This is a genomic window from Lysobacter yangpyeongensis (assembly GCF_042655745.1).
GTDB lineage: Bacteria > Pseudomonadota > Gammaproteobacteria > Xanthomonadales > Xanthomonadaceae > Agrilutibacter > Agrilutibacter yangpyeongensis.
On sequence record NZ_JBHSNM010000001.1, the window covers coordinates 1,166,057 to 1,184,647 of the forward strand.

Consider the following 18,591-nt stretch of genomic DNA (forward strand, 5'->3'; position numbering starts at 1 on the left):
GGCTTACAGCGATTTGCTGATGCGCATCCGCCGCACCCGGTCGGGCGGAGCGAAGCTGTCGCTGCGCGCTTCCGCCCAGAACGCCTTGAAGACGGCGTGATCGGGCACGCGCAGCAGCAGCTCGCCGGGCTCGAGGAAGTGGTACAGCGCGGCCAGGGAGCGCACTTCGATCGGTGATACGCGCCGCAGGATGTGTTCCGGCCCGAGCTGGCCCGGGTGTTCCAGGCCGGCGGCCGCGAGCAGGTCCCGCAGCGCCTTCAGCGTGTTCTGGTGGAAATGGAACACGCGCGTCGCCTTGTCCGGCACGTCGAGGTGATGCCAGCGCGTGGGATCCTGCGTCGCAACGCCGGTGGGGCAGCGGTCGGTGTGGCAACTGAGCGACTGGATACAGCCGAGTGCGAACATGAACCCGCGCGCGGCATTGCACCAGTCGGCCCCCAGGGCCATGGTGCGCGCGATGTCGAACGCGCTGGTGATGCGCCCCGCTGCGCCGATGCGGATGCTGCCGCGCAGGTTGAGCCCGACCAGGGTGTTGTGCACGAGCATCAGCGCTTCGTGCATGGGCACGCCGACGTGGTCGATGAATTCCGCGGGCGCGGCGCCCGTGCCGCCCTCGGCACCGTCGACGACGATGAAGTCGGGCAGCAGGCCCGTCTCGCGCATCGCCTTGGCGATGCCGAACCATTCCCACGGATGCCCGATCGCCAGCTTGAATCCCGTCGGCTTGCCGCCGCTGGCTTCGCGCAGGCGGGCGACGAACTGCAGCAGGCCCACCGGCGTGTCGAAGGCGCTGTGCTGGGACGGCGACACGCAGTCGATGCCCATGGGCACGCCCCGCGTCACCGAGATCTCGGCGCTGACCTTCGCGGCCGGCAGCACGCCGCCGTGTCCGGGCTTCGCGCCCTGCGACAGCTTGATCTCGATCATCCTGACCTGCGGATCGCGCGCGGCGGCGATGAAGCGGTCGAGATCGAAATTCCCCTTCGAGTCGCGACATCCGAAATAACCCGAGCCGATCTCCCACACCAGGTCGCCGCCGTTCTCGCGGTGATAGGGCGAAATCGAGCCTTCGCCGGTGTCGTGGTAGAAGTTGCCCAGCTTCGCGCCGCGGTTGAGGGCGCGGATCGCATTCGCCGACAGGGAACCGAAGCTCATCGCCGAAATGTTGAACACGCTGGCCGAATACGGCTCGGCGCTGTTCTCGCCGATCAGGAAGCGGAAATCGAACGAACCCGGATGCGTCGGGACCAGCGAATGATTGATCCATTCGTAGTCGACGCCGTAGACGTCCTGCAGCGTGCCGAACGGTCGCGTGTCCATGACCGACTTGGAGCGCTGGTACACCAGCGCGCGCTGCTGGCGCGAAAACGGCGTTTCCGCGGTGTCGGATTCGATGAAGTACTGGCGCATTTCCGGCCCGATGGATTCCAGACCGTAGCGGAAATGCGCAAGCAGCGGATAGTTGCGCCGCAGGGTGCTGCGCTTCTGCAGCAGGTCGACGGTTCCTAGCAGGGACAGCGCGCCGAAGATCGCCACGCCGATCCACCACGCCCCGGAATACAGCACTGCCAGCGCCAGCGTCAGTGCAGTGAGCAGCAGGCAGGCTATGTAGACGGCGTAGCGCATGGCGTCCCTCCTCGGTCAGAGCCTGGCGTCGACCTGCTCCCGCGGGTAAAGGCTCTTGATGTCGTACAGCAGCGCGCCGGGGCGTCCATAGCGGCGCGCGCCGTCTGCACCCAGCTTACGGTACTCATGGTGCGCGACCGCGAGCACGATCGCATCGTACCGGCCGGTCTCCGGCTCGGATGACAGCAGGTCGACGCCGTACTCGTGCCTGGCCACCGCGGGATCGACCCACGGATCATGGATGTCGACATGCGCACGGTATTCCCCGAACCGCCGGGCCAGTTCCACGACACGCGTATTGCGCAGGTCGGAGCAATTCTCCTTGAAGGCCATGCCCAGGATCAGGATGCGCGCCCCCGCTACAGCAATGTCGCGCTGGATCATCAACTTGATCACTTCATTGGCCACGTGGCCGCCCATCGCATCGTTGATCCTGCGGCAGGCGAGCAGGATGTCCGGATAGTAGCCCGCCTCCTGTGCCTTCTGGATCAGGTAGTACGGATCGACGCCGATGCAGTGGCCGCCCACAAGGCCGGGACGGAAGGGCAGGAAATTCCATTTCGTGCCCGCCGCCTCCAGGACTTCGGTGGTGTCCAATCCGATCCGCTGGCAGATCAGCGCGAACTCGTTGATGAAGGCGATGTTGGCGTCACGCTGGGTGTTCTCGATGACCTTGGCCGCTTCGGCCACACGCAGGCTCGACGTCTTGTGTGTTCCGGCAGGGATGATGCTGCGATAGAGCGCATCGACGAAATCCGCGACTTCCGGCGTGGACCCGGAAGTTACCTTGGGGATGTCGACGAGGCGGCGCCGGCGATCGCCCGGATTGATGCGCTCGGGACTGTAGCCGACGAAAAAATCGACGTTGAAGCGCAGCCCCGACGCTGACTCCAGCTGCGGCACGCAGATTTCCTCGGTCGCGCCCGGATATACGGTGGATTCGTAGATCACCGTGTCGCCGTGGCGCAGGACGGTACCGATCAGCCGGCTGGCCTCGATGAGCGGCGTGAAATCGGGACGCTTGTGCAGGTCCACCGGCGTAGGCACGGTGACCACGTAGACATTGCACGCGGCAAGGTCGGCGGCGTCGGCACTGAAACGGAGGCGCTCCGCCGAAGCGATCTCGTCGCGGCTGCTTTCGTGGTTTTCGTCCCGTCCTTCGCGCAGGCTGGCCACGCGCCGCGCGTCGATGTCGTAGCCGAGCGTCTCGTAGCGCTTGCCGAATTCGATCGCGAGAGGAAGCCCCACATAGCCCAGCCCGATAACGGCAATGCGCGCATCGCGGATGTCCAGCATTCGACCTGCCCTGGTTCATGCGGCCAAGCCGAAGCGACGACGCGGCCACGGTGCGGTGGTGCCTGGGGCGGGACTCGAACCCGCATGGGGTTGCCCCCGGCGGATTTTAAGTCCGCTGCGTATACCGGTTTCGCCACCCAGGCATGGAGACAAGCTTACCTGTACGAAAAAGCCCGGCAGTGCCGGGCTTTTGCGCGTGAAACTGGAGGCCGAGGTCGGAATTGAACCGGCGTACGCGGATTTGCAGTCCGCTGCATAACCACTCTGCCACCCGGCCGGATGACGCTTTGAAACGACGCTTCGGATTCTGGCACACCGCAGGTGTTTCGCAAACCGCGGTATTGCCGGACCGGAAAAGACGAAGCCCCGCGAACGGGGCTTCGTAGAAACTGGAGCGGGAAACGAGACTCGAACTCGCGACCCCGACCTTGGCAAGGTCGTGCTCTACCAACTGAGCTATTCCCGCAGAGGAAGCGCCATTTTAGGCATGGAAACGGCAGTGTCAACACCTGAACGCCGCTTTGTGGCGTTCCGATGGTTCGCACCCCGGGGACACGTCAGGAATTGCGGGCGTCCTCGCGCAAGGTCGGCCAGGCGGCACGCAGGTAGGCGAGCCCGGACCACAAGGTCAGCAGTGCCGCGACGGCCAGCATCCAGTCGCCGATGGTGAACACCGGCACCACCAGGGTGCGTCCGGGCAGTTCGAAGCGCAGCGGCTCGAAATAGAGCAGGAAGGTCAACGCCACCATCTGCACGATGGTCTTGATCTTGCCGATCGTGGCGACCTTGACCCGGGCGCGCTGGCCCAGCTCGGCCATCCACTCGCGCAGCGCGGAGACGGCGATCTCACGCCCGACGATCACCGCCGCCCACAACGCCATCCACGGCGTCGGATGCTTCTGCACGATCAGGAGCAGCGCGACCGCGACCATCAGCTTGTCCGCCACCGGATCCAGGAACGCGCCGAAGGCCGACGACTGGTTGTAGGCGCGCGCGATCCAGCCGTCCAGCCAGTCGGTCACGGAGGCGAGGATGAACACGAACGCGGCCGCGAAATTCGTCCAGTTGTAGGGGAGATAGAACACCAGGACCAGTACCGGAATCAGCAGGATCCGCAGCAGGGTCAGGATGGTCGGTACGGTCAACTTCATCAGGACGTACGGGTTCGGGCCTGGGGGGAGTTTATGGGCATTCGTGCGGCAATGACGGCGCCCGGGTCACGCGACGCCATGCAGCGCGGCGTAAATGCGCTCGGCCAGCGCCGCATTCACGCCCTCGACCCGCGCGATTTCCTCGACGCCGGCCGCGCGCAGCCCGCCAAGGCCGCCGAAATGCTTGAGCAGCGCCGCGCGCCGGCGCGGGCCGATGCCGGGAATGTCCTCGAGGCGACTCGTGCTGCGCGCCTTCTGGCGCCGCCCCCGGTGGCCGGTGATGGCGAAACGATGCGCTTCGTCACGCACCTGCTGCACCAGCTGCAGGGCTGGCGATTCGGCCCCGGGATGCACGATGCGGCCGTCCGGCAGCAGCAGTTCCTCGTCGCCTGGCCGACGCGCGGGGCCCTTGGCGACGCCGACCAGCGCGACGCCTTCCACGCCGAGATCGTCCAGCGCCGCCCTCGCCTGCGCCACCTGCCCCGCGCCGCCGTCGATCAGCAGCACGTCCGGCATCACGCCCTGCTCTTCCACGGCGCGGCGGAAGCGGCGTTCGATGGCCTGGTGCATGGCGGCGTAGTCGTCGCCCGGCTCGATGCCGGCGATGTTGTAACGGCGGTATTGGCCGCGCACCGGGCCTTCGCTGTCGAAAACGACGCACGAGGCCACCGTCGCCTCGCCCATCGTGTGACTGATGTCGAAGCATTCGATGCGCGCCGGCAAGGCCGGCAGGCCCAGCAGGTCGCGCAACCCTTCCGCGCGTGCGCGCTGCGCGGCATGGCTGGTGCGCTCGCTGGCCAGCGACAGCTCGGCGTTGCGCCGCGCCAGGTCGACGTAGCCGGCGCGCTCGCCGCGCACGCTGGCCTTGATCTGGACCTTGCGATCGGCGGTGAGCGAGAGCGCTTCCTCGATGAGTTCGCGATCGGGAATATCGCGGTCCAGCACGATTTCGCGCGGCGGTGCCTGCTCGGCGTAGTACTGCGACACGAAGGCCGCTAGCACTTCCGCGGGATCGGTGCTGCCGCCGGTCTTCGGGAAGAAGGCGCGCGTGCCGAGGTTGCGGCCGTCGCGGAACGCGAGCAGCAGCACGCAGGCGGCAGCGTCCTGCATGGCGACGGCGAGCACGTCGAGCTCGGCCGCGCGACCATCGACGTACTGGCGCGCCTGCAGGCTGCGGATCGACTGCATCAGGTCGCGCAGGCGCGCGGCTTCCTCGAACTCGAGGCGCTCGCTCGCCGCCTCCATGGCCTTGCCCAGCTCGTTGCTCAATTCGTCGCTGCGTCCGTCGAGGAACAGGCACGCGCGGCGCACGCTCTCTGCGTACTCTTCGCCCGGCACCAGACCCACGCAGGGCGCGCTGCAACGGCCGATCTGGTGTTGCAGGCACGGACGCGAACGGTTGCGGAACACGCTGTCCTCGCAACTGCGCAGGCGGAACAGCTTGTGCATCAGGTTGAGCGTTTCGCGCACCGCGCCGACGCTGGCATAGGGACCGAAATAACGCCCGTGCACCGCGCGCGGGCCGCGGTGCAGGCCGATGCGCGGCCAGTTCTCGGTCGTCAGCAGGACGTAGGGATAACTCTTGTCGTCGCGCAGCTGCACGTTGTAGCGCGGCTTGAGCGACTTGATCAGCTGGTTTTCCAGCAGAAGCGCCTCGGCCTCGGTGCGCGTGACGGTCACTTCCATGCGCGCGACCTGGGCCAGCATCGTGGCGATGCGCGGCGATTTCGGCGACGCGTTGAAGTAGCTGGCGACGCGGTTCTTCAGCGCGCTGGCCTTGCCGACGTACAGCACTGCGTCGTCGGCGGCGATCATGCGGTACACGCCGGGCGCCGTGTTGAGCCCCTTCACGAAGGCCTTGCCGTCGAAGGCCGGCGGTTTGGATGTCATCGGATCTGCTGGCATCGGCTCGCTGAAGTAAGGCCGATTATGCGGGAGCTCAAGCGCCGGCGCGTTCGCGGAGGGTTGTCTGCAGGCGGGCGACGACGCCGTTCGCGGCGCGCTCGAGCAGGGCCCAGACCGCGTCGAATTCCGTCGGTCCGCCGGTATACGGATCGGGGATCTCGGCGACGTCCTTCGCGCCGGCCCAGTCGAGCAGCAGCGCGCAACGTGAATGCGCGTCCGATGGACCACGGGCGCTCACGTCCCGAAGGTTGTCGCGATCCGCGCACAGCAGCCAGTCGTGCCGCGCAAAGTCGTCGCGCGACAGCTGTCGGGCGCGCAGTGCCGATATGTCGACGCCGTGTCGCGCGGCGGTAGCAATCGCACGCGGATCCGGTGGCCGGCCCACGTGCCACGCGCCGGTGCCCGCCGAATCCACGGTCACCCGCCCTGCCAGCGGCGAGGCAGCGATGCGGGCGCGCAACACGCCCTCGGCCATCGGCGAACGGCAGATGTTGCCCAGACAGACGACCAGCAGCCTGGCAGGCGCGTCCTCAGCCATGGCCGGCGAGGTGCGCTTCGGCGCGGGCCAGATCCTCGGGCGTGTCGATGCCCGGCGGAAACGGCGCCGGAGTCACCGCAACGGCGATGCGGTAGCCGGCCTCGAGCACCCGCAGCTGCTCCAGCGATTCGACCTGCTCCAACCGACCCGGTGGCATCGCGGCAAAGCGCCGCAGGAAGCCGGCACGGTAGGCATAGATGCCAATATGGCGCAGCCAATGGCCGCCGTCGGGCAGCGTGGTGCGGTCGCGTGCGAACGCGTCGCGCGGCCAGGGCAAGGGCGCACGGCTGAAGTACAGCGCGTCGCCGCTGGCGGCCTGGACGAGCTTCACGGTGTTTGGATCGAACAGCGTTCCGACCTCCGTCACCGGCGCGGCGAGCGTCGCCATTTCCGCGCCACTGTCGCGCAGCAGCGCCGCGACGGCGCGGATGCCTTCGGCCGGTGCGAAGGGTTCGTCGCCCTGCAGGTTCACGACGATGGTGTCTTCGCTCCAGCAGGCGACGCGCGCGCACTCGGCCAGGCGGTCGGTGCCGGAAACGTGCCCGGTCGAGGTCATCGCGACGCGCACCCCGCTACCGCGCAGCGCATCGGCGATGCGCGGATCATCCGCCGCCACCCAGACCTCGCGCGCACCCGCCGCCAGCGCGCGGCGCGCGACGTGCAGCACCAGCGGTTCGCCGGCAAGCAGACGCAGCGGCTTGCCCGGCAGGCGCGAAGCGGCGTAGCGGGCGGGAATGGCGACGACGAAATCGGATTCGGTCATGGCGGATCTTCTGCGGTCGGGCCCGGGCAATTCAGTCACGCGCGGCGCGCAGCCGGTCGAGCAACGCGACCCAGAATGCTTCGGGCAATTCCGCGTCGACCGGCACACTGAACCAGTCGTCGCGCGCGATGTCGGCGCATTTCACCGCGTCCTTCTCCGTCATCAGCACCGGCAGGCGGCTGCCGAACTCGAAGTCCGCCTCGGTGTAACGGTGATGGTCGTCGAACGCATGCGGCACCACGGCGATGCCGTAACCGCGCAGCATGGAAAAGAAGCGTTCGGGATCGCCGATGCCGGCCACGGCGTGTACGCGCTGTTCGCCGAAGGACGCCAGCGGCCGCGAACGGCCGCCGGTGAGGGGCACCGCGTTCCGGGCGAGCAGTTTCATCGGCCACTCGCCGAAGCCCGCACCGACGTTGGACTGCGCCGAATTGCTGCCCAGGTTCACGATGCGGAAATCGCAGCGCTGCGCCCGTCCGATCGGTTCGCGCAACGGCCCGGCCGGCAGGCGCCGGGTATTGCCGTAGCGCAGCCGTCCGTCGATGACTTCGATCTCGATGTCGCGATCCAGGCGGTAATGCTGCAGGCCGTCGTCGCAGACCACTACGTCGCAGCCCGCCTTCACCAGCGCCCTGGCGGCCGCCACGCGGTCGCGGTCCACGCGCAGCTTCGCGTTGGTATGGCGTGCGATCAGTGCGGGCTCGTCGCCCACTTTCGCCGGATTGCTTTCGCCGTCGACCCAGCGCGGTTGCGAAGGATCCTCGCGGCCGTAGCCACGGCTGGCGATGCCCGGCCGGAAACCTTCCTGTTGCAGGCGGCGGACAACGGCAATGGTGAGCGGCGTCTTGCCGGTGCCGCCGACGCTGATGTTGCCGACGACGATCACCGGCACTTCGCTGCGATGGCTGCGCAGCACGCCTTTTTCGTAGAAGCGGCGACGCAACCCGGTGATGCCCGCGTACACCGCCGACAGCATGCGCGCCCCCATGGGCACGCGCGTTTCGCTGTACCAGTACGCGGGCCGCTGACGGTTGGCCATGGCTATTCGCCTTCGCGGAACTGCATGCGGTGCAGATGCGCGTAGAGGCCGCCCTGCGCCAGCAGTTCGGTGTGCGTGCCGCGCTCGACGATGCGGCCCTGGTCCATCACCAGCACCTGGTCGGCATGCTCGATCGTCGAAAGGCGGTGCGCGATCACCAGCGTGGTCCGGTTTGGCATCAGATGATTCAGCGCTTCCTGCACCAGGCGCTCGGATTCCGTATCGAGGGCCGCGGTGGCCTCGTCGAGGATCAGGATCGGCGCGTCCTTCAACATCGCGCGAGCGATGGCGACACGCTGGCGCTGGCCACCGGAAAGCTTGCCGCCCTTGGCCCCGATATGCGTCGCCATGCCTTCGGGCAGCTGTTCGACAAACTCCAGCGCGTTGGCACCGCGCACCGCGCGATCGACGGCTTCGCCGCTCGCGACTTGCAGTTCGCCGTAGGCGACGTTCTCGGCAATGGTGCCGCCGAACAGCATCACTTGCTGCCCGACCATGGCCACCTGGCGGCGCAGGTCGGCGAGGCGGTACTCATGCAGCGGATGGCCGTCGAGCAGGATGCTGCCCGACTCGGGTTCGTAGAAACGCGGGATCAGCTTGATCAGCGACGACTTGCCGCTACCGGAGCGGCCCACGATCGCCGTGACCGTGCCCGGCCGCGCGGTGAAGCTGACATCCGTCAGTGCGGGGCGCGGCTGGCCGGGGTAGCGGGCCTGCACCTGCTGGAATTCGAGCAAGCCGGTGGCGCGTTCGATGGGGAGCGTTCCCGCATCCGGCTCGTCGGGCGCGTCGAGCACCGAGAACAGACGCTCGGCCGATGCAATGCCGCGCTGGAGCAGCCCCTGCACGTTGGTGAGCTGCTTCAGCGCGGGGATGATCGCCAGCATCGAAATCATCAGCTGGACGAAACCGCCGGCGCTCAGGCGTCCGGCCGATGCCTCGCGCCCGGCGAAGAACAGCAGCAGTGCCAGGCCGACCGCACCGGTGAGCTGCACCACCGCCGAGGAAATGCTGCGGGTGGCTTCGATCTTGAGGCTGAGCTTGAGGTGGTGGTTCGCCTGGTCGGAATAACGCTTCAATTCCGCCTGCTGCGCGCCATAGACCTTCACTTCCTGCTGGTTGGACAGCGCCTGGTCGGCGGAAAGCATCAGCTGCGCACCACTTTCCTGCACGCGGTGCCCGAAGCGACGGTAGCGGCGGCCCACCTTGTCCATCATCCAGGCAATCACCGGCCCGAGCAGCAGCACGGCCAGGGTGACGCGCCAGCTGGCATACAGCATCACCGCCAGCATGTAGATGACCTGCAGCGACTGCTGCAGCATCACCTTCGCCGAATCGATCGCGGCCTGCGCGACCTGATCACTGTCCGAACCCAGCCGCATCAGCATCGACGGAACCGGCTCGCTGTCGAAGCGCAGGCCGGGGAGCCGCAGGTACTTGCCCAGTGCGTTCACGCGCATGTCGCGTGCGATGCCGCGGCCTGCCTTCGCCATGTACAGGTCGGTGACATAGCCGGCGACGCCGCGCACGACGAAGATGCCGACGATCGCCAGCGGCAGCAGCAGGCTGAATTCCTGGTTCCTGGCGACGAAAGTCTCGTCGACCATCGGCTTGGTGAGCAGGCCGAAGGCGCCTGCCGCCGCGCCTTCGAGCATCAGGCCGACGAAGGCGATGAAAAGGACGACCCGGTATGGGCGGGCCAATCCCAACAATCGCCGGTAGGTGGCCCACGGCGAAATGGCTGAGGTCACTGCGGCTTTCCTTGTGCGCGCGTTTCGGGCGCCGTCGCGATCATGACCTGGCGGAAGCCGAGCTGGCCCAGCGCGTCGTACGCGGTCACCACCGCCTGGTGCGGCGTACGTGCGTCGGCGCGCAGCAGCACCTTGCGGTTGCGGTCCGTCCCGGCCACTTCGGCGAGCGTGGCCTTCAGCGATTCGACGTCGTCGCGCAGGACCTCGCGGTCGTCGACGAAATAACGGCCATCGGCGTTCACCAGCACGCTCAGTGCGCGCGTGGTGTCGGTCGCGGCCTCGCCGGTGGCCTTGGGCAGCTGCAGCTTCAACACCGAGCGGGCGTCGAAGGTGGTGGTGACCACGAAGAAGATGATCAGCGTGAGGATGACGTCGATCAACGGGATCAGGTTGATCTCCGGCTCGTCGTCCTTGCGGTGGTCGCGGATTCTCATCGGAATGCTCGTCGCGCCACTCAGGGCGTGCCCACCGGCGGGGTGATGCCGTGGGTGCCCGGGGCCATCCGCGCGGCAGCCTGGCGCGGCTCGATGGTGTCGAGCAACTGGATCGCCTCGTGCTCCATGTCGACGATGTATTCGGCGATGCGACCGCGGAACCAGCGGTGCGCGATCAGCGCCGGAATCGCGACGATCATGCCGGTCGCGGTGCACACCAGCGCCTTGCCGATGCCGCCGGCCAGCTGGTTCACATCACCGATGCCGTGGTCGAGGATGCCCAGGAACATCTGGATCATGCCGACTACCGTGCCGAACAGGCCCAGCAGCGGACCGGCGGCGGAAATCGTGCCGAGCGTGTTGAGGTAACGCTCCATGCGGTGCACGAGATGGCGGCCCACGTCCTCGATGCGTTCGCGGATCTGGTCGCGTGGGCGGTTGCGGACGTCCAGCGCCGCGGCGAGCAGCGCGCCCAGCGGCGAGGTCGCGCGCAACGATTCGATGTGGGCCGGATCGAGTTTGCCCCCCGCCGCCCAGGTCCGCACTTCCTTGCCCAGGCCGGGCGGCAGCACCGCACGGCGACGCAACGTCCAGGCACGCTCGACGATGATCGTCAGCGCCAGCACCGACAGCAGGATCAGCGGAATCATCGGCCAACCGCCGGCCTTGACCAGTTCCAGCACTCGCAAACCTCCGGCCTTCGGCCACTGGGGGGACAATCGTCCGGGACAATCAGGCCGCTAGCATACGGAGCGGACCGGACGGTGGCGATATTTCGGGGCAATGGCCGGGCTGATCAAGGCATTCCGGGCGCGTCAGGGCCGTCCGGCCGCATCCCACCAGCGCGGTTGTGCGGCGCGTCGCATTTCGACCTCGAGACCGCCGGCGCGCAGGCCCACACTGAGAGCCCCACCGGTTGAAGTATCGAAGGTCCGGGCACCGGCGTGGCGCCAGCGCTGCATGACTTCCGGCTTCGGATGGCCGAAGCGGTTGCCGTGTCCCGACGACACCAGCGCGATGCGGGCATGCGTGGCCTCGACGAAGCCCGGATCGGAGGAACCGGAACTGCCGTGATGCGCGACCAGCACGACGTCGGTGCGAAGCGCGGCGGCATCGAGCCGTACGAGGTCGCGCTCGATGACTTCGCCGATATCGCCGGTGAGCAGCGCCGAACCGTGCGCCCCGCGGATGCGCAGCACGCAGCTGGATTCGTTGGCGAGGTAGGGAAAGTAGCGCGGCGGGTGCAGGAACACGAACTCGACGCCGTCCCACACCCAGCGTTGTCCGGCCAGGCAGGGCGTGGTCGCGAACGGCAGGTCGACCCCGTCCGGGGCGTAGGTGACGGCAATGGGAAATTCCGCGTGCACAGCCTCGAACCCGCCTGCGTGATCGTTGTCGCCATGGCTCACCACGGCCCGATCCACGCGCCGCACGCCCAGCGCGTGCAGCGCCGGGGCGACGGCACGATCGCCGGCATCGAAACCGTCGCGCACCGCCGGGCCCATGTCGTAGAGAAGCGTGCGCCCGTGGGTTCGCACCAGCACGGAAAGCCCCTGCCCCACATCGACGACGAGCAGTTCGGCCTCGCCGTGCTTCGGAATGTCGCGATCAGGCAGCAGCAGGGGCAGCCACAGCAGCGCCGCCAACGCCTTGCCCGGCGTGCCGCGTGGAAGCAGCAACCAGAACGCGCCGCACAGCGCCAGCGGCAACGCGAACCAGCGCGCTTCGGGCAGCCACACCAGGGCAAGTCCGCTGTGCGCCAGATGCTCGAACAGCGGCCAGGTCAGGTCGAAACACCCCACGGCCCAGCGCCAGGCCCAGCCACCTGCACCGGGATGCAGTGCCTCGAGCAGCAAACCCAGCAGCGCCAGTGGCACGACCACGAGACTCCACCATGGCACGGCCACCAGATTGGCCAGCGGACCGGCGAGCGACGCCTGCCCGAACAGCGCCACGCTCGGCGGCAGCAGGCCGAGGGTCGCCACTCCCTGTGCCGAGAGGAACGAGCGCACGGGATTGTTCTCGCGGCCGGGCAGGCACCAAAGCAACCACGCCACGCCGAAGAAGCTCAGCCAGAAGCCGGCCCCGATCACCGACAAGGGATCGACCAGGATGACGACGATGGCGGCCTGGGCGAGCGATTGCGACGCGTGCGCCGGGCGGCGCCAGGTTCGTGCCGCGGCGACCACCGCGATCATCAAGACCGTGCGCAGCGTGGGCAAGGCGAATCCCGCGACGGCCGCATAGAGCGACGCACCTGCCACCGACGCGGCCGCGGCCGCGGTCGGCGCTGGCCATCGCCGCGCGAGCATAGGCAGCAACCACCACGCGCCGCGTGCGAGCAGGGCGAAGAAGCCCGCCACCAGGCCGACGTGGAACCCCGAAATCGCGATCAGGTGGGTGAGGCCGTTCGCGCGTAGCACTTCCCAATCGTCATCGCCGAGCGCACGGGTATCGCCGAGAGCCAGCGCCTGCACGAATCGGGCCGACGGTGCCCGCACCTGTGCCGCGATCGACGACGACATGCGTTCGCGCCACGCCTCGATGCCCTGTGCCGGCGCCAGTCGACGCGCCATTTCCGGGGCGTACACGTAGCCGGTGGCCGCCAGGCGCTGGGCCATCGCGAACTTTTCCGCATCGGCACCGCCCGGATTGCGCAATCCTCTTGGCGCACGCACGCGCACCGGCAGCGACCAGCGTTCGCCGGCGTGCAAATCGAAGCGCGGTCTGCGGACGTCGCCGCGGTGTTCGTCGTCGTACCAGGCCAGCCTGAGGGTGCGACCGCGCAGTTCAGGCAATGTCGCGCCGTCGTCCACGCGGAACATGAAGCGGCTGCGCCTTGGTTCGTGCACCGGCAAGTCGATGATGCAGCCCTGGACGACGGCTTCCTGTTTCTCCAGGCGTTGGGGCAGCTGCACGGACAGCGCGTACACGCCATGCAGGCCGGCCAGCCCGAACCCGAGCAGAAACGCGCCGGAAATGCGCGACCACGCAAGCATTGGAATGGATCGCCGCGGCACCCACTCTGTCCGCGACATCCAGCCTGCCAACCCCACAAGCAGGAGCAGCAGCGACAGCCACCACGGCGCCAGCCAGGGCAGCCACAGGCAGGCCACCACACCCGCCAGCAACGCCAGCGCGACGGAGACTCCAATGACCGGAACGGAAGGTGGCGTCCTTGCCACGTTGCTCATGCGCGCTACACCTCGTCGCGCGCCAGCTCGCGCAGCTTGCCTTCGTGCAGCTCGAGCACGCGGTCCATGCGCCGGGCCAGCGCGCGGGCATGGGTTACCAGCACCAGGCTGGTGTGGTGTTCGCGATTGAGCGCCAGCATCAGTTCGAAGACGGTCGCCGCGGTCTTCTCATCGAGGTTGCCGGTGGGCTCATCGCCGAGCACGCAGGCCGGACGATTCACCAGCGCACGCGCGACCGCCGCGCGCTGGCGTTCGCCACCGGACAGTTCACCGGGCTTGTGCTCCAGGCGATGGCCCAGCCCGACGGATTCGAGCAATGCCTTCGCCCGTTGCGATGCGTCCTCCACGCCGGTGCCGTTGAGCAGCACGGGAAGCATCACGTTCTCCAGTGCGGTGAACTCGGGCAGCAGGTGGTGGAACTGGTAGACGAACCCCAGCGACTTGTTGCGCAAGGCGCCACGCGCGGCGTCGGACAGCGCGCTCATCTTCTGCCCGGCGACGTAGACCTCGCCCGCGGTGGGCGTATCGAGCCCGCCCAGCAGGTGCAGCAGCGTGCTCTTGCCGGCGCCGGACGCGCCGAGGATCGCCACGGTCTCGCCCCTGGCTACCGACAGCGACAGGCCGTCGAAGACAGGGGTCCGCAGCTTGCCCTCGGAATACGTCTTGCCGAGCTGTTCGGCGTGGATGACCGCGGAGGCGATGGACTCATTCATAGCGCAGGGCCTCGGCCGGAGCGGTGCGCGCTGCGCGCCAGGCGGGATACACCGTCGCGAGGAACGCCATGACAAGCGCGGTAAGCGCGGTGAGGATCACTTCGCTGGCGCGCAGATCGGTCGGCAACCCGGTGATGTAGTAGACGTCTTCGGGGAGCAGCTGGACGCCGAAGAGGTATTCGATGCCGTGCAGGACGTGCTCCAGGTTGAGCGTCAGCAGGATGCCGCCGATGACGCCGATGGTGGTGCCTATCACGCCGATCAGGGTGCCCTGCACCATGAATACCTGCATGACCCCGCGCGGGGTCAGCCCCAACGTGCGCAGGATGGCGATGTCCGCCTGCTTGTCGGTCACCAGCATCACCTGCGAGTTGACCAGGTTGAAGGCGCCCATGCCGATGATGAAGGCGAGCAGGATAGCCATGATGGTTTTTTCCATCTTCAGCGCGCGGAACAGGTTCGCGTTCTCCCGGCTCCAGTCGCTGACGCTGTACGGACCGTTGAGTTCGAGCGCCAGATCGCGTGCAACTTCGAATGCCTTGTCCATGTCGTGCAGCTTCAGGCGCACGCCGGTGACGCCATCGCCCATGCGCAGGACCCGCTGCAGGTCCTTCATGTTGACGACGGCCAGGCCCTTGTCGAAATCGTTGTAGCCCGCTTCGAAGATGCCGCTGACCTGGAAGCGCTTCTGTGTCGCGATGGCGCCCATCGGCGTGCTGCGGAAGTCGGACATGGTCACGATCACGCTGTCGCCGACGCCGACGCCCAGCCACAGGGCGAGTTCGCGGCCGAGCACGATGTTGAAGCTGCCCGGCGTGAGCTGGTCGAGCCTGCCTTCGACCACCTTTTCCGGCAGCACCGAAACCTTGCCTTCTTCCGCCGGCAGAACACCGCGAATCAGCGCCGGCTGGTTGCGGGTGCCCGAAATCAGCGCTTCCTTCTCGACATAGGGCGCGGCACCGGCGATGCGCTTGTCGACCAGGGCGACGGCGACCGCGTGCGGCCAGTCCTGCACGGGCTCGCCGTAGCCGCTGACCGTGGCGTGCGCGGTCATCTGCAGCATGCGGTCGCGGATTTCGCGCTGGAAGCCGCCCATCACCGACATCGTGGTGATGAGGATCGCGACGCCAAGCGCGATGCCGACAATCGATGCGAACGAAATGAAGGAGATGAAGCCATTGCGGCGTTTGGCGCGCAGGTAGCGCAGGCCGATGGCGACGGGGACGGGTTTGAACATGCCGGATCGGTTCGGGGAGCGCGGCCGCGAGGCCGCTATGGTGCCATCGAACGTGGCGCGCGCACCGGAGCGCGCGCCGCCACGGCCAGCCGCAGTTCACGCCGGGCCTCAGGTCGCAGGTTGTCGGGCCAACCCAGCAGGTAATGCCGCCGTCCCCCGTCGTCGCGCCAGCACAGGAAGGCCAGGGAACCACGCCACCGCAATTCCAGTGCATCGACGGCCTCGCCATCGACGGTAGCGGCAGCATCGTTGTGCGGGATGACGACGGTGCGCGTGCGGCCTCGCCATTCGCGCAAGGCAAGGAATCCGGCGTGCGCCAACGCCGCAACGGCCAGCGGGCAGGCTGCGAACCATGGCAATTCCGAGGCGATTGCGGCGATCGCAGCGAGAAGCCCCAGAAGAAGCAACGTCACGGCGAGTACGCCGGACGCGCCCCACTCAAGGCGGCAAGGTGCGGATGCGATCGACCAGGGTCTGGATTTCGGCATCGTCGGCAGTTTCGTGGCCCATGAACCAGTGCCACAGCCTATCGTCCTCGGTTTCCAGCAGGCGTAGGAAAACGCCGCGCTGGCCCCCGGAAGATTGCCGCCATTCGCGATCCAGGTAACGGCTCAGCAACTGGTCGAGTTCCCGCATTCCACGCCGGCATTTCCAGCGCAGGCGACGCAGTTCGGCTTCGTCGTCCTGGCTCATCCGGGCAGCAGTCCGTAACCGAGCACCGCCCACAACACCCACAGGACCATGCCGCCCGTCACGTAAACATAGAAGCGATGCATGACCTTGTTGTAGGTGCACTGGATCCAGCTGTGGGCGACACGCAGGGCGACGAAGATCCAAGCCAGCGCCACGACCACCGGCGACACCAGTCCCGCCTGGTGCGCGACCACCAGCGCCAGGTAGAACAGGACGGGCAGCTCGAACAGGTTGCGGAAGTTGTCCGCGGCACGCGTGTCGGACAGCTTCGAGGCGATTTGCGACGAAGTAGCGACCGATTGGGGATGGATCCGCTCGCGCTTCATCTCGCCGATGCGCAGGAAGTACATGCGCCACCAGACCACGAAGGTCAGCAGCGCCATTGCCACTGCCGGAAGGAAGATCGCATTCGAAGTCATAAGTCCACCGTTGCGATGCCCTGCCCCCGAGCGACGCCGTCCGCTTCGGCGCGACGCTTGTAGAACTGCAGGATGGTACGCGCAGCATCGTCCACGAGCAGCCTGCCCCACGCGTTCGCATACCAGTTGAAGTTGGTGCTGACGCGATAGGTGACGCGAATATCCAGGCGCGTCGCGGAACCAACCGGCGTCAGACGATAGGACGTATCGACAAGGTCGAAGTACTTGCCACCGATCACCACATGTTCGTCGAGTGCTTCCGGCGGGATCGCACCGGGGAGGAAGGAATAGCGCCAACGGATGTAGCGGTTTTCCTGCCAGGCTTCGATCGGCTCGTCGAAGCGCACGCCCTTGTCCCAGCGCAGCTTGCGCACGCGGCCCTGCGGCGTTGCCACGGTGCGGGCCGACTCTGGATATGGCACGCCGATGCGATAAGCGAGGCCTTGGCTCATTTCGGAAGGCCGGATCGCCTGTGCGTCGTTGATCAGCTTCCAGATGACCTCGGGAGCGGCGTCGATCTGCACCGAGGCATCGGTGGATTGCACGCGATCCTGAAGCGGCTGTTCGCGCTCCCAAAGTCCCAGCAGCAGTGGCAACACCAACAACAGGCTCATGGCCGAAGCCGAGGGCCGATACAGCTTCAGCACCGCCCACATCACGACGCCGCCGAGCGAACTGACAACCAGGAACAGCGGCAGCGCCATCGCAATGCAGATGCTGCCCTCGATCATCAGCAGCGCCGTTCCGCCCACGAAGGCAAGGACCGGCAGCCATGGCGCCACCAGGGCATATCCCAGCGTTCGCCGGCGTCCGCCGGAAAAGTGGACCGTCAGGGACCCGATGAGAAACGGCACCAGGCAGACGAACGACCACATCATCGCTTCGCTGGCCGCGTTGGAGCGTCCGCCGGCAGCGAACAGCGGAAGTCCGAAGGCGAGCCGCATCAGCAGCCCGTAAACGGCACCGATGGCGAAGACGTAGCGCTTTTTCAGCGCTGTGCCGAAACCGGAGTCCCTGCCCGGCGCCGCGACACTCATCAGACGCGGCGCGCCAGCATCAGTTTCTTGATTTCAGCGATCGCCAGCGCCGGGTTCAGGCCCTTCGGGCAGGTCCGCGCGCAGTTCATGATCGTGTGGCAGCGATACAGCTTGAACGGATCTTCCAGGTCGTCCAGGCGCGCACCGGTGTCTTCGTCGCGCGAGTCGACGATCCAGCGGTAGGCCTGCAGCAGGATCGCCGGTCCGAGGTAGCGCTCGCCGTTCCACCAGTAGCTCGGGCAACTGGTCGAGCAGCAGGCGCACAGGATGCATTCGTACAGGCCGTCCAGCTTCTTGCGGTCGCCTGGCGACTGCAGGCGCTCGCGCGACGGCGCCGAACTCTGCGTGCGCAGCCACGGCTTGATCGACGCGTACTGCGCGTAGAAGTGGGTCAGGTCCGGCACGAGGTCCTTCACCACCGGCATGTGCGGCAGCGGGTAGATCGGCAGTTCGCCCTTGCCGCTGCAATCGCTGATCGCTTTGGTGCAGGCCAGCGTGTTGGTGCCGTCGATGTTCATCGCGCACGAACCGCAGATGCCTTCGCGGCAGGAACGACGGAAGGTCAGCGTCGGATCGATCTCGTTCTTGATCTTGATCAGCGCATCCAGAACCATCGGGCCGCAGGTCGCCAGGTCGACTTCGTAGGTGTCGACGCGGGGATTCATGCCGTCGTCCGGATTCCAGCGATAGACCTTGAACACGCGCGGCTGCTTGGCGCCGGGCGAGGCCCAGTGACGGCCCTTCTGGATCTGCGAGTTTTTGGGGAGAGTGAATTCGGCCACGTTGCTCGCTCCG

At 67.2% G+C, this 18,591-nt stretch carries 18 protein-coding genes and 3 tRNA genes; all 21 read right to left on the reverse strand.

The window, feature by feature from the left end:
• Window positions 1-3: 3 nt before the first annotated feature.
• The 21 genes from ACFPN1_RS04905 to ACFPN1_RS05005 all read right to left on the reverse strand — a co-directional run bounded on the left by ACFPN1_RS04905 (window position 4) and on the right by ACFPN1_RS05005 (window position 18,578).
• Window positions 4-1,626, reverse strand: coding sequence for an FMN-binding glutamate synthase family protein (locus ACFPN1_RS04905; protein ID WP_386753460.1), 1,623 nt, complete (start codon window positions 1,624-1,626; stop codon window positions 4-6).
• A 15-nt stretch (window positions 1,627-1,641) separates the two neighbouring features.
• Window positions 1,642-2,922, reverse strand: a complete 1,281-nt coding sequence (locus ACFPN1_RS04910; RefSeq protein WP_386753462.1) for a nucleotide sugar dehydrogenase — start codon at window positions 2,920-2,922, stop codon at window positions 1,642-1,644.
• Between the two features lie 56 nt (window positions 2,923-2,978).
• Window positions 2,979-3,065, reverse strand: a tRNA-Leu gene (locus tag ACFPN1_RS04915).
• A 60-nt stretch (window positions 3,066-3,125) separates the two neighbouring features.
• Window positions 3,126-3,199: transfer RNA gene (locus ACFPN1_RS04920), tRNA-Cys, on the reverse strand.
• A 113-nt stretch (window positions 3,200-3,312) separates the two neighbouring features.
• Window positions 3,313-3,388 (reverse strand) — tRNA-Gly (locus tag ACFPN1_RS04925).
• A gap of 91 nt (window positions 3,389-3,479) precedes the next feature.
• Window positions 3,480-4,073: a CDP-diacylglycerol--glycerol-3-phosphate 3-phosphatidyltransferase gene (pgsA, locus tag ACFPN1_RS04930; protein ID WP_386753464.1), complete on the reverse strand. Its 594-nt coding sequence runs from the start codon at window positions 4,071-4,073 to the stop codon at window positions 3,480-3,482.
• A gap of 66 nt (window positions 4,074-4,139) precedes the next feature.
• Entirely contained in the window at window positions 4,140-5,963 is a 1,824-nt protein-coding gene (gene uvrC, locus ACFPN1_RS04935) for an excinuclease ABC subunit UvrC (protein WP_386753466.1), read from the reverse strand.
• Window positions 5,964-6,012: 49 nt separating this feature from the next.
• The gene (locus tag ACFPN1_RS04940) at window positions 6,013-6,516 is read right to left on the reverse strand and encodes a low molecular weight protein-tyrosine-phosphatase (RefSeq protein WP_386753468.1); all 504 of its coding nucleotides are present in this window, start codon (window positions 6,514-6,516) and stop codon (window positions 6,013-6,015) included.
• Window positions 6,509-7,279, reverse strand: coding sequence for a 3-deoxy-manno-octulosonate cytidylyltransferase (gene kdsB, locus ACFPN1_RS04945; RefSeq protein WP_386753470.1), 771 nt, complete (start codon window positions 7,277-7,279; stop codon window positions 6,509-6,511). The genes ACFPN1_RS04940 and kdsB overlap by 8 nt, the downstream gene beginning before the upstream one ends.
• 31 nt (window positions 7,280-7,310) lie before the next feature.
• Window positions 7,311-8,324: a tetraacyldisaccharide 4'-kinase gene (lpxK, locus tag ACFPN1_RS04950; protein ID WP_386754044.1), complete on the reverse strand. Its 1,014-nt coding sequence runs from the start codon at window positions 8,322-8,324 to the stop codon at window positions 7,311-7,313.
• Window positions 8,321-10,069 (reverse strand): lipid A export permease/ATP-binding protein MsbA, encoded by a 1,749-nt coding sequence (gene msbA / locus ACFPN1_RS04955; protein ID WP_386753472.1) that lies wholly within the window; start codon window positions 10,067-10,069, stop codon window positions 8,321-8,323. The genes lpxK and msbA overlap by 4 nt, the downstream gene beginning before the upstream one ends.
• A complete protein-coding gene (locus tag ACFPN1_RS04960; RefSeq protein ID WP_386753474.1) occupies window positions 10,066-10,503 on the reverse strand; it encodes an ExbD/TolR family protein in 438 nt (145 codons plus the stop codon). The genes msbA and ACFPN1_RS04960 overlap by 4 nt, the downstream gene beginning before the upstream one ends.
• A 20-nt stretch (window positions 10,504-10,523) precedes the next feature.
• The gene (locus ACFPN1_RS04965) at window positions 10,524-11,186 is read right to left on the reverse strand and encodes a MotA/TolQ/ExbB proton channel family protein (protein WP_386753476.1); all 663 of its coding nucleotides are present in this window, start codon (window positions 11,184-11,186) and stop codon (window positions 10,524-10,526) included.
• A 132-nt stretch (window positions 11,187-11,318) separates the two neighbouring features.
• A complete protein-coding gene (locus ACFPN1_RS04970) occupies window positions 11,319-13,697 on the reverse strand; it encodes a DNA internalization-related competence protein ComEC/Rec2 (protein ID WP_386753478.1) in 2,379 nt (792 codons plus the stop codon).
• Between the two features lie 5 nt (window positions 13,698-13,702).
• Window positions 13,703-14,410, reverse strand: a complete 708-nt coding sequence (gene lolD, locus ACFPN1_RS04975) for a lipoprotein-releasing ABC transporter ATP-binding protein LolD (RefSeq protein WP_386753480.1) — start codon at window positions 14,408-14,410, stop codon at window positions 13,703-13,705.
• Window positions 14,403-15,647: a lipoprotein-releasing ABC transporter permease subunit gene (locus tag ACFPN1_RS04980; RefSeq protein WP_386753482.1), complete on the reverse strand. Its 1,245-nt coding sequence runs from the start codon at window positions 15,645-15,647 to the stop codon at window positions 14,403-14,405. The genes lolD and ACFPN1_RS04980 overlap by 8 nt, the downstream gene beginning before the upstream one ends.
• Window positions 15,648-15,682: 35 nt before the next feature.
• Window positions 15,683-16,060 (reverse strand): hypothetical protein, encoded by a 378-nt coding sequence (locus ACFPN1_RS04985; protein ID WP_386753484.1) that lies wholly within the window; start codon window positions 16,058-16,060, stop codon window positions 15,683-15,685.
• A 25-nt stretch (window positions 16,061-16,085) separates the two neighbouring features.
• The gene (locus ACFPN1_RS04990; protein ID WP_386753486.1) at window positions 16,086-16,340 is read right to left on the reverse strand and encodes an FAD assembly factor SdhE; all 255 of its coding nucleotides are present in this window, start codon (window positions 16,338-16,340) and stop codon (window positions 16,086-16,088) included.
• On the reverse strand, window positions 16,337-16,723 hold the full coding sequence (locus tag ACFPN1_RS04995) for an MAPEG family protein (RefSeq protein ID WP_386753488.1): 387 nt from the start codon (window positions 16,721-16,723) through the stop codon (window positions 16,337-16,339). Before ACFPN1_RS04995 ends, ACFPN1_RS04990 begins: the two co-directional genes overlap by 4 nt.
• A 32-nt stretch (window positions 16,724-16,755) precedes the next feature.
• On the reverse strand, window positions 16,756-17,796 hold the full coding sequence (locus tag ACFPN1_RS05000; protein WP_386753491.1) for an SRPBCC family protein: 1,041 nt from the start codon (window positions 17,794-17,796) through the stop codon (window positions 16,756-16,758).
• Entirely contained in the window at window positions 17,796-18,578 is a 783-nt protein-coding gene (locus tag ACFPN1_RS05005) for a succinate dehydrogenase iron-sulfur subunit (RefSeq protein WP_386753492.1), read from the reverse strand. Before ACFPN1_RS05005 ends, ACFPN1_RS05000 begins: the two co-directional genes overlap by 1 nt.
• Window positions 18,579-18,591: the final 13 nt, after the last annotated feature.

What these genes read in the sequence shown, in the direction of transcription:
- ACFPN1_RS04905 (WP_386753460.1), bottom strand. Translation starts at nt 1,626, where the DNA reads ATGCGCTACGCCGTCTACATAGCCTGCCTGCTGCTCACTGCACTGACG.
- uvrC (WP_386753466.1), bottom strand. Translation starts at nt 5,963, where the DNA reads ATGACATCCAAACCGCCGGCCTTCGACGGCAAGGCCTTCGTGAAGGGG.
- ACFPN1_RS04940 (WP_386753468.1), bottom strand. Translation starts at nt 6,516, where the DNA reads ATGGCTGAGGACGCGCCTGCCAGGCTGCTGGTCGTCTGTCTGGGCAAC.
- kdsB (WP_386753470.1), bottom strand. Translation starts at nt 7,279, where the DNA reads ATGACCGAATCCGATTTCGTCGTCGCCATTCCCGCCCGCTACGCCGCT.
- ACFPN1_RS05000 (WP_386753491.1), bottom strand. Translation starts at nt 17,796, where the DNA reads ATGAGTGTCGCGGCGCCGGGCAGGGACTCCGGTTTCGGCACAGCGCTG.
- ACFPN1_RS04960 (WP_386753474.1), bottom strand. Translation starts at nt 10,503, where the DNA reads ATGAGAATCCGCGACCACCGCAAGGACGACGAGCCGGAGATCAACCTG.
- ACFPN1_RS04980 (WP_386753482.1), bottom strand. Translation starts at nt 15,647, where the DNA reads ATGTTCAAACCCGTCCCCGTCGCCATCGGCCTGCGCTACCTGCGCGCC.
- ACFPN1_RS04970 (WP_386753478.1), bottom strand. Translation starts at nt 13,697, where the DNA reads ATGAGCAACGTGGCAAGGACGCCACCTTCCGTTCCGGTCATTGGAGTC.
- ACFPN1_RS04910 (WP_386753462.1), bottom strand. Translation starts at nt 2,922, where the DNA reads ATGCTGGACATCCGCGATGCGCGCATTGCCGTTATCGGGCTGGGCTAT.
- pgsA (WP_386753464.1), bottom strand. Translation starts at nt 4,073, where the DNA reads ATGAAGTTGACCGTACCGACCATCCTGACCCTGCTGCGGATCCTGCTG.
- ACFPN1_RS04990 (WP_386753486.1), bottom strand. Translation starts at nt 16,340, where the DNA reads ATGAGCCAGGACGACGAAGCCGAACTGCGTCGCCTGCGCTGGAAATGC.
- lolD (WP_386753480.1), bottom strand. Translation starts at nt 14,410, where the DNA reads ATGAATGAGTCCATCGCCTCCGCGGTCATCCACGCCGAACAGCTCGGC.
- ACFPN1_RS04995 (WP_386753488.1), bottom strand. Translation starts at nt 16,723, where the DNA reads ATGGCGCTGCTGACCTTCGTGGTCTGGTGGCGCATGTACTTCCTGCGC.